The 13,986-nt window shown below is 38.3% G+C and carries 14 protein-coding genes; 11 read left to right on the forward strand and 3 right to left on the reverse strand.

The window, feature by feature from the left end; all coding sequences use genetic code 11:
- The first annotated feature begins 317 nt into the window (after positions 1-317).
- Entirely contained in the window at positions 318-1,163 is an 846-nt protein-coding gene (locus tag JL001_RS03630) for a helix-turn-helix domain-containing protein (RefSeq protein WP_200974807.1), read from the forward strand.
- Between the two features lie 59 nt (positions 1,164-1,222).
- On the forward strand, positions 1,223-2,215 hold the full coding sequence (locus JL001_RS03635) for a multidrug resistance efflux transporter family protein (protein ID WP_200974808.1): 993 nt from the start codon (positions 1,223-1,225) through the stop codon (positions 2,213-2,215).
- A gap of 163 nt (positions 2,216-2,378) precedes the next feature.
- Here JL001_RS03635 and JL001_RS03640 read toward each other — a convergent pair whose 3' ends face one another.
- Complete coding sequence (locus tag JL001_RS03640; protein ID WP_200974809.1) at positions 2,379-3,248, reverse strand: NmrA family NAD(P)-binding protein; 870 nt, start codon at positions 3,246-3,248, stop codon at positions 2,379-2,381.
- 23 nt (positions 3,249-3,271) lie between these two features.
- Positions 3,272-4,156 carry a DsbA family protein gene (locus JL001_RS03645; RefSeq protein WP_200974810.1) on the reverse strand — a complete coding sequence of 295 codons (885 nt, stop codon included), beginning with the start codon at positions 4,154-4,156 and terminating at the stop codon, positions 3,272-3,274.
- A 191-nt stretch (positions 4,157-4,347) separates the two neighbouring features.
- Between JL001_RS03645 and JL001_RS03650 the strand changes: the two genes are divergently transcribed.
- Positions 4,348-4,887 (forward strand): TetR/AcrR family transcriptional regulator, encoded by a 540-nt coding sequence (locus JL001_RS03650; protein WP_200974811.1) that lies wholly within the window; start codon positions 4,348-4,350, stop codon positions 4,885-4,887.
- A gap of 943 nt (positions 4,888-5,830) precedes the next feature.
- On the opposite strand, the gene JL001_RS03655 is transcribed toward JL001_RS03650, so the two are convergent.
- Entirely contained in the window at positions 5,831-6,676 is an 846-nt protein-coding gene (locus JL001_RS03655; protein WP_200974812.1) for an AraC family transcriptional regulator, read from the reverse strand.
- Positions 6,677-6,780: 104 nt separating this feature from the next.
- On the opposite strand from JL001_RS03655, the gene JL001_RS03660 reads away from it, so the two are divergent.
- From JL001_RS03660 to JL001_RS03695, 8 genes are all read left to right on the forward strand, one after another.
- Positions 6,781-7,728: an NADP-dependent oxidoreductase gene (locus JL001_RS03660; RefSeq protein ID WP_200974813.1), complete on the forward strand. Its 948-nt coding sequence runs from the start codon at positions 6,781-6,783 to the stop codon at positions 7,726-7,728.
- Positions 7,729-7,747: 19 nt separating this feature from the next.
- Complete coding sequence (locus JL001_RS03665; protein WP_200974814.1) at positions 7,748-9,274, forward strand: L-dopachrome tautomerase-related protein; 1,527 nt, start codon at positions 7,748-7,750, stop codon at positions 9,272-9,274.
- A 36-nt stretch (positions 9,275-9,310) separates the two neighbouring features.
- Positions 9,311-9,847: a carboxymuconolactone decarboxylase family protein gene (locus JL001_RS03670; RefSeq protein ID WP_200974815.1), complete on the forward strand. Its 537-nt coding sequence runs from the start codon at positions 9,311-9,313 to the stop codon at positions 9,845-9,847.
- Positions 9,848-9,868: 21 nt separating this feature from the next.
- Positions 9,869-10,852 carry a polysaccharide deacetylase family protein gene (locus tag JL001_RS03675; protein ID WP_200974816.1) on the forward strand — a complete coding sequence of 328 codons (984 nt, stop codon included), beginning with the start codon at positions 9,869-9,871 and terminating at the stop codon, positions 10,850-10,852.
- A 13-nt stretch (positions 10,853-10,865) separates the two neighbouring features.
- Entirely contained in the window at positions 10,866-12,065 is a 1,200-nt protein-coding gene (locus JL001_RS03680; protein WP_200974817.1) for an MFS transporter, read from the forward strand.
- 120 nt (positions 12,066-12,185) lie between these two features.
- The gene (locus JL001_RS03685; protein WP_236252699.1) at positions 12,186-12,749 is read left to right on the forward strand and encodes a DUF417 family protein; all 564 of its coding nucleotides are present in this window, start codon (positions 12,186-12,188) and stop codon (positions 12,747-12,749) included.
- Between the two features lies 1 nt (position 12,750).
- Positions 12,751-13,071, forward strand: a complete 321-nt coding sequence (locus tag JL001_RS03690; protein WP_200974819.1) for a hypothetical protein — start codon at positions 12,751-12,753, stop codon at positions 13,069-13,071.
- Complete coding sequence (locus tag JL001_RS03695; protein WP_200974820.1) at positions 13,052-13,978, forward strand: FAD:protein FMN transferase; 927 nt, start codon at positions 13,052-13,054, stop codon at positions 13,976-13,978. The genes JL001_RS03690 and JL001_RS03695 overlap by 20 nt, the downstream gene beginning before the upstream one ends.
- Positions 13,979-13,986: the final 8 nt, after the last annotated feature.

A 13,986-nucleotide genomic window follows, 5' to 3' on the forward strand; every position in this document is an offset into this window, starting at 1 on the left:
ATTTGTTTCTATCAATAGCTGCTTGAGGATTGCTAATTATTATTATAATCTATTTTATCTTTTTCGTCAGGCCATCTAAAATTCTATTCTTTTTCACTTACTTTATAAATCTATTTTCCGGAAATCTCTTTTTATTTTAAAGTTCCGTCTTTAAGAATTGAATCTATTTTACGACCCGTACAATTCTTACGGTACAAGAGTTACGATGGGTATTAATTCAGAAAAATACTTTCTCCAAACACTTTAAATTTAAGACAGGCTAATCAGTATCTTTATTTCAAACTAGCCAAAGTAGAGCCATTTCAAAAATCAACCCGATGAGACAGCTACCTGTTCAGAAACTATTAAAGGAGGAATATGCGAAAATCCTTCCCTTACATCAGCACCTAACAGACTATTCTGACATTCTCCACCGTCATGATCATTACGAATTTATTCTTTGCTCTGCTGGATTAGGAAAACATTCAATTGATTTCAAAACCCTTGAGATCAAACCACATCGCCTTTATTTTGTAAGGAAAGGTCAGGTTCACATTATTGAAAAATTTGAAAGAGACGGATGGTTAATTCTTTTTGGGGAGGAGCTCTTTAACCGATTTCTAAAAATTCATCCAAAGGAGGCATTGAATGGGATTCTCAATCCCTTTTCATCATTTCCTTACATCGATCTGGAAGAAAGTTTATTGAGGATCTTTGATCTATTGATTGAACAGTTAAAAACTGAATTAGCTAAAGAAAAACAGGATTTTGACATCATTCTCCACTATGTATCGATTGCATTGCTTTATGCCAATAGAGCGCAGATCGTCCAACATCCATCTGAATCCCTCGACATTACAAATCGTAAATTATTTGGTGAACTTAAGCAACTCATTGAAGAAAAATACAAAGAACAGCATTTGGCATCTTATTATGCCAAAGCATTAAATTCCGACATCAAAAAAATAAACAGAATTTGTCGTGATGCTGCTGGTACTACACTATTTGGTTTATTACAGGAACGATTAATCACCGAATGCAAGATAGAACTTTACTTATCATCGAAAACCATTAAGGAAATTTCTTACGAAATGGGCTTTAATGATCCAGCTTTTTTTGGGAGATTTTTCAAAAGACATACAGGATATACTCCACTTCAATTTAGAAATAAAAGGATTTTTTAAGCCATACTTTACCCGAAATGTACCATAAAGCAATGTTATGATTCAAATAATTTTGCAAGATGGAAGCATACAAACAATCACAAAAAGGAATCATCTGGGGAATCTCAGCTTCCTTTTTCCTCTCTTTCACTTTTCTGATCAATAGTTTAATTGCTAACTCAGGTGGAAATTGGGCATGGACGGCCAATTTGAGAACCCTTTTTTTAATCCCAATTTTGGGTGTAGTTCTTTTTCTTACAAAGCAACTTCTTCCTTTGGCGGGTGCTTTGAAACAAGAATTCTGGCTCTTCGCAAAATGGGGAACAATTGGTTTTGGTATCCTATATACTTTTATTTCAATCGCATCCCTGTATTCTCCTGGATGGATGGTAGCAGCTACTTTTCAAATAAATATTGTGGCCGGTATATTACTGGCCCCATTGATCTATAAAGATCACCGTCGAAAAATTCCCAAACGCTCAGTTTATCTGTCCCTACTCATACTAGTGGGCGTTTTGGTCATGCAATTAGAAAACTTTGAAAATCTAAGCTCATGGCAGAATGTTTCCATCAGCTTTTGCCTGGTTCTTGTCGGCGCAATCGTATGGCCTTTAGCCAATAGAAAACTGATGGTAAAACTGGAGGAGAAAAACCTACAGTTAAATGCCACTCAAAGAGTCTTGGGAATGAGTGTCGGATGTATCCCTTTGCTTTTAATGCTAGCTTTAGTAGGTTATAATCAATCTGGTTTTCCTCCCACATCTCAACTGGAAGCATCTTTTTATTCGGCTCTTTTTTCAGGATTTCTAGGAGGCGTCTCTTTTTACTTTGCAACCCAGATGGTTCATTCTCAACCTGTTTCTTTAGCCGCCATCGAAGCTACTCAGGTTTTGGAAATTGTTTTCACGCTATTGGGTGAAATTATTCTATTGGGGACTTCTGTTCCTGGAAAATTTGGAATAGCGGGAATTGCAATTGTAGTAGCAGGACTAGCACTACATTTTGTGAATGCACTGAAAAAATCGAAGCAAGTGGAATCCAATACGATCGCATTTTTTGCGAAAACAAATTGAAATAGACTAACTGGCAATAAATTTTCCACCCTCATTTATTTTAATATCAATTCCAATTTTTCTTTTTTGAGTTTTCAATGAACCTTGATAAAACAATTGCGGTTTGAGCAACCTCTCAAGCCACAATTGTTATTATGGTTGTATACCGTTATTATTTTTTTACTTAGATTATATAAGTCTTTTTCAAAAATCCCCTGACTGAAACAGGTTCTCGCCCCAATATATTAGATAAATCCTTAGTGGGATGGTCAAAATAACCGTTCTTTACCTGGTTTGCAAACCCCAGGTTAGCTTGAATGTACATTTCAGGGATATCCGCTTCTTTACTTTGTTGTTCGTAGGTTTCAGAATCAATTGGATTGTATTCCAGATTTTTACCCGTCAATTCAGATAATATTTCCATAACCTCATTGAAACCTACTGAAGCAGTACCTCCAAATTCATACGTCTTATGATCATGTTCATTTTTGGATAATACTTTGGCTGAGCCAATAGCCATATCTTGTCTTGTAGCAAATGAAAGCTTTCCGTTACCCATTGGCATTGCATATCCTTCAGTTAAAACCTTCTCACCTAATATCATTGGTAAGGATTCCATATAAGGTGCATTGCGAAGTATGGTATAGTTTAAACCGGATTGTTTAATAGCCTCTTCGGTTAAGGCGTGCATATCAGCAGTACCTTCAGGATTATTCTTACCTAGTGACTTTTCACCTTGTGTACTTGTATATACTATACTTTTAACGTTGCTATTTACTGCTGCATCAATAACATTTTTATGAACTGTAAAATCTTGTGCTGCTTCGTGAGTAGATACAAAGAAAAGGGTTTTAATACCATTGAAAGCTTTTAGCAAGGACTCCTTATTGGCATATTCACCAATTCTTACTTCAACCCCCAATGCGGCAATCTCCTTAGTTTTGTCACTTACTTTACGAGTTAATACTGCTATTTCGGATGCTGACTTTTCTTTTAATAGTTCTGTTAAGGTCAAATAACCTAAATGACCTGTTGCTCCTGTTATTAGTATCATGATTTTATATAATTTAAAGTTGATTATTGTTTATTTGGAACCTCACAGCCATTTTCATCACAGGTATAACCAGATGGGCTTTTGCTAATTAAAGATTTGTAAGGACCATAATCTTTTAAAATTCCTGAGAGTGTCTCTTTAAATACCTCTTTAGGTTGTGCCCCAGATAGTGAGTATTTTTTATTAATTACAAAATACGGTACGCCACGTAGGCCATTATTAATACCTTCTTGTATTTCCGATTTGATTTCAGCTCTATATTGGTCGCTTTTCAACATGGCTAAAGTTTCTTCTTTTGAGATACCAAATTCTTCACCTAATTCTGTCAACACATTTGGGTCTGCTATATTTTTAGCCTCCAAATAGGAAGCTTCAAAAAGTCGCTTTGCCATTGCTTTGCCATGACCTCTTTGTTTGGCCATATAAGCCAACCGGTGTGCATCCATGGTATTGACCATTATTACAGCGTCCATGTGTAGTTCCAAATTTGCACTACTAGCCATATCCTCTATGTATTTTGACTTTTTTCTGGCTTCCTCTAAACTGAAACCGCTTTGCTTAGCGATTTCATTTACGGTAAAAGCTCCTTGTAGTGTAGGGTTTGACTGAAAACTCTTGTATACCACTGTGGCATTGATACCTAAATCAGCAATCGCATTATCAAGGTTGGCTTCCCCTATATAACACCACGGACATAGGTAATCTGACCACACTTCTACAAGTACGGTATTATCTTCATTTATTGCGGTTTCTGTTATTTTGTTTTCAGTGATCATCATTTCTTGATTTTGATTATTGGACTGTGCTGTTACTTTAAAAAAGGCGATTGAACCAATGACAATGGTGCAAATTCCAATTAAGGAAACTGCATTTAGTCTATTCTTTTTATATACTTTTATCAATTTCATCTTATGGATTTAGAGTGTTTAGTAGTTAATACTCTTTGAATTATCACACAAAAATAGACAGATGTTTATTTATCAACAAGTGTTTATTTATCTTTGCAGAAAGATTTAAGAAATTATAGATTAGATATGTTGCTTAATGAACATTTTAAAGATATCTGTTGAATAATACCGCATAGAAAACACAATGAAAAATGGACAGAAGAGTTAAAAAATCGAGACAGGCTTTATTTGATGCTTTTACGAAATTGATGGTTGAACATCCTTTTCAAAAGTTATCTATTGCGATGGTCACAAAAGAAGCTGATGTAAATAGAGGTACATTTTACCTTCATTTTAAGGATAAATTTGAGTTACGAGAACAATGCATTGATATGCATCTTACACAACTCATGACCAGTTGCGCAGGTGGAAGTAAAGAAGAGTTTACGTCTAAAAAAGCCATGCTGACCACCTTTGATTATTTGAATGCTAATGCTGCTTTTTATAAAGTGATGCTTACCGGAGAGGACAATACTTTCTTTCGGAAAAGAATGGAAGAAATTTTAAAAGTTGGATTAAGTGATTTCATTGAAAGCAAGACATTTAAAGACCCTATCGACAAAGAAATTATGATGCAGGCTACAATTTCAGCAGGTGCAGGTTTAATTGAGTGGTGGCTAACAACCAAAAATGAACTTGATCCAGGTTATTTGGTGGAACGGTTTTGGGATATTATTTATGTTGAGCGGTAATTTTTAATATTTGACCAGAAAGAAAAACTAGACTTGAAATCGCAGTTTACAAATAACAGAACATTAACATTTGAAAAACTCATGCCAAAATTCTTGTTCTATTCAAATGGATTTGGAATACAGGTGAAGAAGTGAAAAGGGGGACAAAATGGAGGACGAAAAGGGGGACAAATTTGAGTCATTTGGAACCAATTGGAATTGAATTGAATCAAATTTATTACACAAACTACATCAGGAACCCTATAAAACACAAAAAGTTGAACACAAAGGCTCAACTAATTGTTTAGTAGCGGGAACTGGACTATTTAAAACAACTGAAAAACAGTATCTTATATAAAAAGGGGGACAAATAGGGGGACAGGTTCATTTTGGTTTTATAGCTCTAAATTTATTTGAATCGTATTATTCTAAAGCGGCTCATAATGCCAATAAAGGCCATTTTTCAATTCGAATTTTTGAATGGTCTTTTTTCTTTTTGATGTAAAAAGCAGCAAATCGGCCTACTTGAATAAGGACAATTTTCAGAAAACGAACCTTTGATTTAGGATTGAATTCATTTGCATGCTTTTGAATCTCATTTCCACTTCGTAAAACTCGTACGGTACGAGGGGTACGAGCCGTACGAAGTGTACGAATTCTGAAATTTTGTATACCTGAACTCTTATCTAGATTTTCATATTTTAACCATAACTAAGATATTTGATAACCTCAGAAAAATAGCAAAGAACAAACCGCTTAACCTAGCTTTGAGCCAATATTAATTACGTTGATACATACTTCCAAGGAGGAAAACTTTTGTAAACCTATAGCAAAAATATTTATAACAGGATACACGGAGGGTTTTGTTTTTTTGGCAGCACAGTCCCTTTTAGGAAAAGGACATGAAGTTCATCTACATGCCCGAAATAGGCAAAAAGCTGCAGATCTTATCTCAAGAATGCATTTAAGCTGAGTTCCTGTGGATTTTCCTAAATGCCAGAGGATTCATACCCATACCCTTTTTGAAAAATTTATTAAGGTGACTTTCATCTGAAAAACCCAATGAGTATGCAATTTCACCAATTCTAAGGTCGCTGTGTTTTAATCGGTGTTCGATTAGCTGTAGCCTGTAGTTGGTAATGTAATTTTGTAGGCTTATTTCTGCGTGTTTTTTAAAGTATCTACCGAGATACGATTCGGAAATTCCAAATTCATCACTAATTGTTTTAGCTCTGATTTTATCCGGTTCATAAATATGCTTATGAATGTACTGTAAAATATCCATGATTTTTCCTTCCGTGTGATCCCCTACTGTTTCCGGCAGATATTTGGCAATGTTGCGCGCTACCACAACAATCATGGTGTTTACCAAATGCTCGATCAATTCCCTATTGTAGAGGTCTCTATTTACGTATTCCCGGATAATGGCATCCACCATTGGTTTTACCAATTGTTTGTCGGTTTGATTTTTTAAAATACAACCCGGTTTATGACTTACATTCTGTAATATATATTCAAGTTGTTCGACTTTATCTTTCCATAAGCCACTTTCCTTAATGTAAATATCAGTAAACCTCAAAAAGAAAAAGGTAGTGGTGGTTTCAATATCAAAAGAATGGCAGTCTTGGGGTGTAATCAGGAACATATGTCCCGGGTGGTAGTCAAATTTATTTTGATTGATACACTGCTTACCAGTTCCCTCCATTATATAGACCAGTTCAAAGAACATGTGAGAATGTTCCAGTTTAGGACATTCATCAAGCGTTTTGGTAACAATTTCAAATTGTTGATATAATGCTTCTCGATTCATGGTTTTTAAAATAGAGTACAAATATACTGATTAATGGATTAAAGGTACAATAAAAGTGGTCTTTATTAGGTATATTTTTGCTTTATAATTAAAAGTATTTACTAATGAAAGCTATTATTATAGAAAAACCGGGAGATGTGGGCTCAATGAAAATAGTCTCCATAAAAAAGCCTTTGATACAAAAAGATGAAGTACTCATAAAAACCAAAGCCATTGGGATAAATCCTGTAGATGTGAAAAGCAGGGCCGGTAAGGGGGTGTATGGGCGCCTGAAAGATATTCATCCGCTTATTTTAGGATGGGATATATCGGGTGTGGTAGTTGAAGTAGGAGATGCTGTGACAGATTTTAGTATAGGAGATGAAGTGTTTGGCATGGTCAATTTTCCAGGCCATGGTCAAGCTTATGCAGAATATGTAGCGGCTCCCGCATATCATTTAGCATTGAAACCTAGCAATATAAGTCATATAGATGCAGCAGCTACAACACTTGCTGCACTTACAGCCTTTCAGGCCATGACACATCAATTTTCTATTAAGCCAGGGAATAGAGTTCTAATCCATGCTGCTTCCGGAGGTGTAGGTCACTTTGCTGTTCAATTAGCTAAGCACTTTGGAGCCTATGTAATCGGTACTTCGTCTGCAGCAAACCGCGAATTTGTACTAGGACTGGGAGCCGATGAACATATTGACTATCGTTCTAAGAAGTTTGAAGAAGCAACATCGGATATTGATTTTGTACTGGATACCATAGGAGGTCAAAACATTGACCGTTCACTTGAGGTGGTAAAGCCGGGAGGAACCATCATTAGTATACCTACTGGCCTTAATGCAGAAGTAACACAAAAAGCAAAGAATAAAGGAGTAAATGGATTTTTCTTTCTGGTTCAGTCAAACGGCACTGATATGAAGGCGCTAGCGAAATTATTGGAAGACGGATATTTGAAACCACACTTGTCAGCAAGCTTTCCATTCGTTGAAATGACAAAAGCCCATGAACTCCAAGAAACCGGACATGTAATTGGAAAGCTGGTAGTAACTCTTGATGATTAATATTCAACTAAATGATGAAATGAAAAATCACATAATAATTTTATTGTCTTTGATTACTTTAAGTATTTCAATAAATGAAAAAGCATTTGGGCAAAATGGATCTCTTGAAATCATCGCAGAATTGCCTATCAGACCCGGTGATGTTGCTGTTTCTAAATCCGGGCGCGTTTTTGCCACCATCCATAGTCTTGGAAGTAGAAACCTTCAGTTGATTGAAATTAAGGGCAGAAACCGATTTGAACCCTTTCCAAGCAAATCCCTCCAAAAGAATGAAAATCCAGCAAGTGACCAATCTCTGGATTCACCTTTGGGGTTGATCTTTGACAAAGAAGATAGACTTTGGGTGATTGACATGGGGCAAGAGCTTGGTAAAACCAGACTTTGGTGTTTTGATATTGATCAAAAGAAAGTTCTTAGAAAAATCGAGCTACCCGAAAGTGTTGCCCCTAAAGGCAGCTTTATACAGGATGTAGCTATTGATTATGAACACCAATGGGCGTATCTGGCTGACATCAACAATCCAGGAATTATAGCACTGGACATGGCCACCGAAACTGCCCGAAGATTTGGTGGGGCTAAAGAGCTGGAAGCCGAAGATATCGATATGGTGATCGATGGCGAGTTGGTTTATTTTGGTGGGAAACCGGCCCGTGTAGCTGTCGATCCAATAACCATCAGCCTTGATGGTAATACAGTTTTTTTTGGAGCAATGAATGGAACCAACTGGTATAGTCTGGACGCACAGCTTTTTCGTGAAGGAGCGAGTGATGAGTCCATTCAAAAGAGTATTGTACGCTTGGGGGTAAAACCGATAAGTGACGGAGCATCTTCTGATGGTTTGGGCAACCACTATTTTACGGATCTTACTGCACATGCTATCACTCGATTAAATCCGGATGGAACGCTGGAACACATCATACAGGATGATCGCTTGAAGTGGCCGGACAATGCCTATCTTGCTTCAGACGGCTCTTTTTATATTTCGGTTAATCAGCTAAATACCACACCTGCATTTACAGGAGGGGAAGATGAAGGTAAACCGCCTTATTACATTTATCGCTTTAAACCTCAGTCACACAATAATGATATTCCTGTACCTGACCGAGTTTCAATTGATGGCGGACTATCAATTAAAGAAGGCAATAAGCTAAAAGAAACAGCCTTGTATTTCTATGCTTTCTGGAATACAGGAAAGCAGGAATATCTGGACAGAGCTATCTCGGAGAAGTTTATCGATAGAACCCTCCCGGAAGGTCGCCCACAGGGGCCGGAGGGGCCAAGATTTGCCTCCGATGCATTCAGAAAGGCCGTGCCGGATTTGAGATGCGAGGTCAAGGATTTACTTATAACAAAGGATAAGGTAACTATTCGAATGGTGTTTAGAGGAACTCACCTGGGAGCATTTGCAGGAGTGGCACCAAGTGGAAAACCCATTGAGTTTAACGCTATCGACATCCTTAGAATTGAAGAAGGAAAAATTGTTGAAAACTGGCATTTGGAAGATAACCTCAGCCTATTTCAGCAACTGGGAGTCGTGAAGCTTTAAGGTTCCTATTTACAATTATTAAAACATTTTAAAATCATGGAAAAATATCTAATTCCAGGCAGGGACGATGTGTCTGCCAGCGATCAGGTGTTGTTTGACACCTTAGAAAAAGGCATTGGCTTTGTACCTAATCTGTATGCTTACTATGCGAAAAACGCCACAGCTCTTTCAGATCTGTTGACACTGGAAAATAGAAAATCCAGCCTGAATGCCAAAGAAAAGGAAATAGTCAATTTGGTGGTGAGCCAGTACAATGGCTGCAAGTATTGTGTTTCAGCGCATACACAACTGGCATTGAAAAGAGGGTTTAATGATGAACAAATACTGGAGATACGAAAAGGGTCAGCAACCTTTGATACCAAACTTCATGCATTGGCCGTATTTTCCCTTGAATTAGCCTCCAATAACGGACAGGTTTCCGAAGCAATTAAGGATGATTTCTTTAACGCTGGATATTCTGAAGCTAACATGATCGATGTGGTAGTACTAGCGGGAGGACGAACCATTGCTAACTACATACATAACCTTGTTGGATTTGAGATTGACTGGCCTTTGGCTCCAGGACTTGAGTAGTCATTACTGAACATCATTATTATGAAAGGAACAACACATTATTTTTTAATTGCCTTGATTTTAGGTTTCACTCTGACATTCATAACGTCATGTGGTGAAGAGCATAGAAATGAGATAAAGAACGAGCAACAACCTACGTCAGCAGTATCACACTGGCCCAATGGGGCACGTCTGGTTGTTTCATTCTCTATGCAGTTTGAAACGGGGGGGCAGCCAGAGGGTGCCGAAAGCCCTTTTTCAAATAATCCGTTACCATCAGGATCTCCAGACCTTCCCGCAGAGAGCTGGTTTCGCTACGGAGGTAAAGAGGGTATTTACAGGATGCTGAAGCTTTGGGAAAAGCATGACATAAAGGTGACTTCCCATGTAGTAGGAGAAGCGGCGGTTAAATATCCAGAAGTAGCCAAGGCTATTGCCTCTGGTGGTCATGAAATCGCTGCTCATGGCATTGCCTGGGATGATCAGTGGAATATGACGTATGAAGAGGAGTTGGCCTTTGTGAAAAAGGGAATCGATACAGTGGAATCGATTACCGGAAGGCGTGGACGAGGATACAATGCCAACTGGTTGCGCAGAGGTCCGAATACGCTGAAAGTGCTTCAGGATTTGGATTTTCTTTACCATATCGATGACTTGAGTCGTGATGAACCCTTTATAACCAAGGTGAGAGGTGAGAATTTTGTGATCATTCCCTACACCTTGCGCAACAATGACATAGTGAACATAGAAGGCAAAAGCTGGAGCCCCGATCAGTTTCTGGCACAACTTAAGGCAGAGTTTGATCAATTATATGTGGAAGGAGCAAGTCAGCGTAGAATGATGAGCGTGAGCCTCCATGATCGAATAGGAGGAACCCCTGCAGTGGTGCATGTTGTGGATGAATTTATCCAATATGCAAAATCTCATGAGGGGGTGGTCTTTATGCGGAAGGATGATATAGCGGAATTGGTGAAAAATGACCCTCATACACCTGTGGATAATTCTGAAAGGGAATTTAACCGATAAGTATTCAAACGTTTTGCAAAACACGAAAGTTATACCGCAAGATCATCAGGGAGTTAGTACACTCCTGGCATTTGCCCTCATACCTTTAGGCGGGCTTGCAACAGATATATTTATTCCTTCGCTACCTGCAATGGCTGACTCTTTTGGGGTTTCTCAAGCAGCCGTACAGGGCTTGATCATGGTGTTTATGATTAGTTTGGGGTTTAGTCAGGTATTTGCAGGAAGTGTCCTGGATAGCTTCGGCAGATACCGTATCAATTTGTTTTGTTTGCTGGTCTTTACCCTAGCTAGCTATGGGATTACGTTGCAGTCGGATATTACCCTGATTTATTTGTCGCGGATTGTGCAAGGTCTTTCGGTCTCTCTGATCATTGTCGGTCGCAGGGCTTATTTTGTGGATGTTTATTCTGGAGAGCGCCTAAAAAATTACACCAGTCTATTCTCGATCATTTGGGCAGCTGCACCCATAATCGCTCCTTTTATCGGGGGATATTTACAACAAGGGTATGGATGGGAATCGAATTTTTATTTTCTAGGCGTTCTTACCACTATCATCCTGATCCTTGAAATAATATACGGAGGCGAGTCATTAACTGTGAAATCACCTTTCCGTGGCAGGAGCTTATTAAATACCTATAAAAACATGTTATCCACCCCGGATTTTAGTCTAGGTATACTTATAGTAGGGTTGAGCTATTCTCTTTTAGTGATTTATGGTATTTCCAGTCCCTTTATTATTGAGCATGTATATCACTTCTCTGCAGTAATAACCGGGTATAGTTCGCTGGCATCCGGGGCAGCACTCATGACCGGAGGTATTGTTTCGAAATTAATGATCCGATATCCCTTTCATCGCAAACTGATGATGGGGTCTATTCTTTCCGTTGTTGTTGGAGTTTTGATGTGCATGGTCTCCAAATTCTACAGCAATATTTATACACTCATTAGTCTAACTCTGGCATTGCATTTATTATCAGGCTTTCTGTTCAATAATGTTTATGCCTACTGTTTGAGACGGTTTTCTACTAATGCCGGAACAGCCAGTGGGCTTACCGGAGGTGGTATTTATATAGTGAGTTCTATCCTGATTTTTGGAGTCATTAGGTTGGTCAGCATCGAGGGTCAATTAATCCTCGCTCTGGTCAATCTTGTATTGGTAGTGCTTATGTGTTTCACGGTGTACTTCTATTTGAAAAAGGCAAAAAGTTATTAGGTCCAGCAGAACCCTACACCTTACTTCATCATACATCCTCAATCAGACGGTTGAGTGGGTACTTAGAAAAGCTGGTTCAACAAGTGGAATAAAAAATAAACATAAAAGAATATGATACGCATGATTACATTATTAGCCCGATTGCAACCGAAGTTTATATATGTTCTTCGGATTGCCGTCTTTATCGTCATGGGGTGGATTGGCGGCCTAAAAGCTTTTCAGTATGAAGCTGATGGTATTGTCCCATTTGTAGCCAATAGTCCTTTGATGAGTTTTTTTTACGATCATCCGGATCAGTATCAGGAACATAAAAATAAGGAAGGGGAGCATGTACCGGCAAATATTGAATGGCATTTGGGAAATGGCACTTACACCTTTTCCTATTTTCTGGGAGCCTTTATTGTTTTCCTGGGCTTTCTCAATCTCTTGGGAATTTGGTTCAAAGAGGTAGGGTTAATTGCCGGACTCCTGACTGTTGGGATGTCTCTGGTAACACTTTCATTTCTTATCACTACACCAGAAGCATACGTCCCAAATCTGGGTGGAGAAAATTTCGGATTTCCTTATTTGTCTGGTGCTGGCAGGTTGGTGATCAAGGATGTGATCATGTTAGGCGCTGGTTTGGTGTTGGCTTCTGAATCAGCAGCTCAATTTGTGTCTGGCCCAACTCCAAAAACCTACTAATATGAGATCAGGATTAAAAGGAATCATACTTTTTGTAATTGCAGTTTTTCTACTGGCAACCAGTAAAAAAGACCTGTTGACCAGCAGTATTCAGGAATGGCGCATTCGCAGGAAAATGATTTATGATGCATCTGAAAGCCAGCGTGAATTGGTGTTCGATCGAAAATCTCTGGAGTATGATAGTATCCACCAGCAATTTAAAAATCCTGAATTGTACTTTGAAATCGTTCGACTTGGTTCCATTGATTTCAAAAAACACATGAGCTCCAATAAAAGAATAGAAGATAGTTCAACTGCTGAAAATGCATCAGAAAGCAACTAATAAGTACTTGACCGAGACGCGGTTCATGTTTTACTGTCATGTAAAAATCAAGATCCCGCTTTCGTCCTCTGCATCGGACATCATTGATCATTGTTTTGATCTGATGGATGATATTGACAGAAGTTACAATTCATATTCTGCAGGATCTCATTTTGATCGAATCAATAAAAATCCCGGGGAGTGGATAACAGTAGATAATAACACTATTTGGTTATTGAATGAACTCAATAGAATTCGCGACTTGACAAAGGGTATTTACAACATAGAAGTGATGCCATTGCTGAGAACTTGGGGATTTTATCAGGAGCAAGGATTAAACTTACCTCAACAGCGTGAGATTGATCAAATACTGGACAGAATTGGAAAAAAGGGATTAGAAATGAATGGTAATCAAGTCGGAATCTGCAAAGGAACTGAATTGGTCACGGGCTCCTTTATCAAAGCTTTTGCAGTAGATCAGGTAGTTGATTTCTTGAGAAATGAAGGAGTTACTGATGCTATGATCAATGCAGGTGGAAGTACCATCTATGCGATGAATGATGAAGACCATCAAGACTGGAAAGTCAACATTCCTCATCCAACTTTACCTCATCATAATTGGCTCGAATTACCACTTCGGAATAGCTGCCTGTCCCTATCGGGGCGAAAGAACCATTTTATAGAAATCAATAACAAAAGTTATAGTCATGTGATCAATGCCAAAACAGGTTATCCCTCATCCAACCATCAGGCTGTCACCATTACACAATCGGCATTTAAGGGTGATATTCTTTCTACAGCAATTATGGCCAACGATCAGGATCTTCAAATAAATAAGAAACTGGAACAGGCCTTTGAGGGGCAATTTTCTTATTACGTGGTTCCTGAAAATGTATCAGATGACGCTCCCAATTTCATCGTGTGTTGAATCAATTG

Origin of the sequence: Echinicola sp. 20G (genome assembly GCF_015533855.1) — a bacterium.
In the GTDB taxonomy this organism is placed as follows: Bacteria; Bacteroidota; Bacteroidia; order Cytophagales; family Cyclobacteriaceae; genus Echinicola.

Bases quoted from the DNA above. Each gene is read 5' to 3' on its own strand.
- JL001_RS03675 (WP_200974816.1), top strand. From the start codon at position 9,869: ATGAAAGGAACAACACATTATTTTTTAATTGCCTTGATTTTAGGTTTC.
- JL001_RS03695 (WP_200974820.1), top strand. From the start codon at position 13,052: ATGCATCAGAAAGCAACTAATAAGTACTTGACCGAGACGCGGTTCATG.
- JL001_RS03670 (WP_200974815.1), top strand. From the start codon at position 9,311: ATGGAAAAATATCTAATTCCAGGCAGGGACGATGTGTCTGCCAGCGAT.
- JL001_RS03635 (WP_200974808.1), top strand. From the start codon at position 1,223: ATGGAAGCATACAAACAATCACAAAAAGGAATCATCTGGGGAATCTCA.
- JL001_RS03650 (WP_200974811.1), top strand. From the start codon at position 4,348: ATGGACAGAAGAGTTAAAAAATCGAGACAGGCTTTATTTGATGCTTTT.
- JL001_RS03655 (WP_200974812.1), bottom strand. From the start codon at position 6,676: ATGAATCGAGAAGCATTATATCAACAATTTGAAATTGTTACCAAAACG.
- JL001_RS03660 (WP_200974813.1), top strand. From the start codon at position 6,781: ATGAAAGCTATTATTATAGAAAAACCGGGAGATGTGGGCTCAATGAAA.
- JL001_RS03665 (WP_200974814.1), top strand. From the start codon at position 7,748: ATGAAAAATCACATAATAATTTTATTGTCTTTGATTACTTTAAGTATT.
- JL001_RS03645 (WP_200974810.1), bottom strand. From the start codon at position 4,156: ATGAAATTGATAAAAGTATATAAAAAGAATAGACTAAATGCAGTTTCC.
- JL001_RS03690 (WP_200974819.1), top strand. From the start codon at position 12,751: ATGAGATCAGGATTAAAAGGAATCATACTTTTTGTAATTGCAGTTTTT.
- JL001_RS03685 (WP_236252699.1), top strand. From the start codon at position 12,186: ATGATTACATTATTAGCCCGATTGCAACCGAAGTTTATATATGTTCTT.
- JL001_RS03640 (WP_200974809.1), bottom strand. From the start codon at position 3,248: ATGATACTAATAACAGGAGCAACAGGTCATTTAGGTTATTTGACCTTA.
- JL001_RS03630 (WP_200974807.1), top strand. From the start codon at position 318: ATGAGACAGCTACCTGTTCAGAAACTATTAAAGGAGGAATATGCGAAA.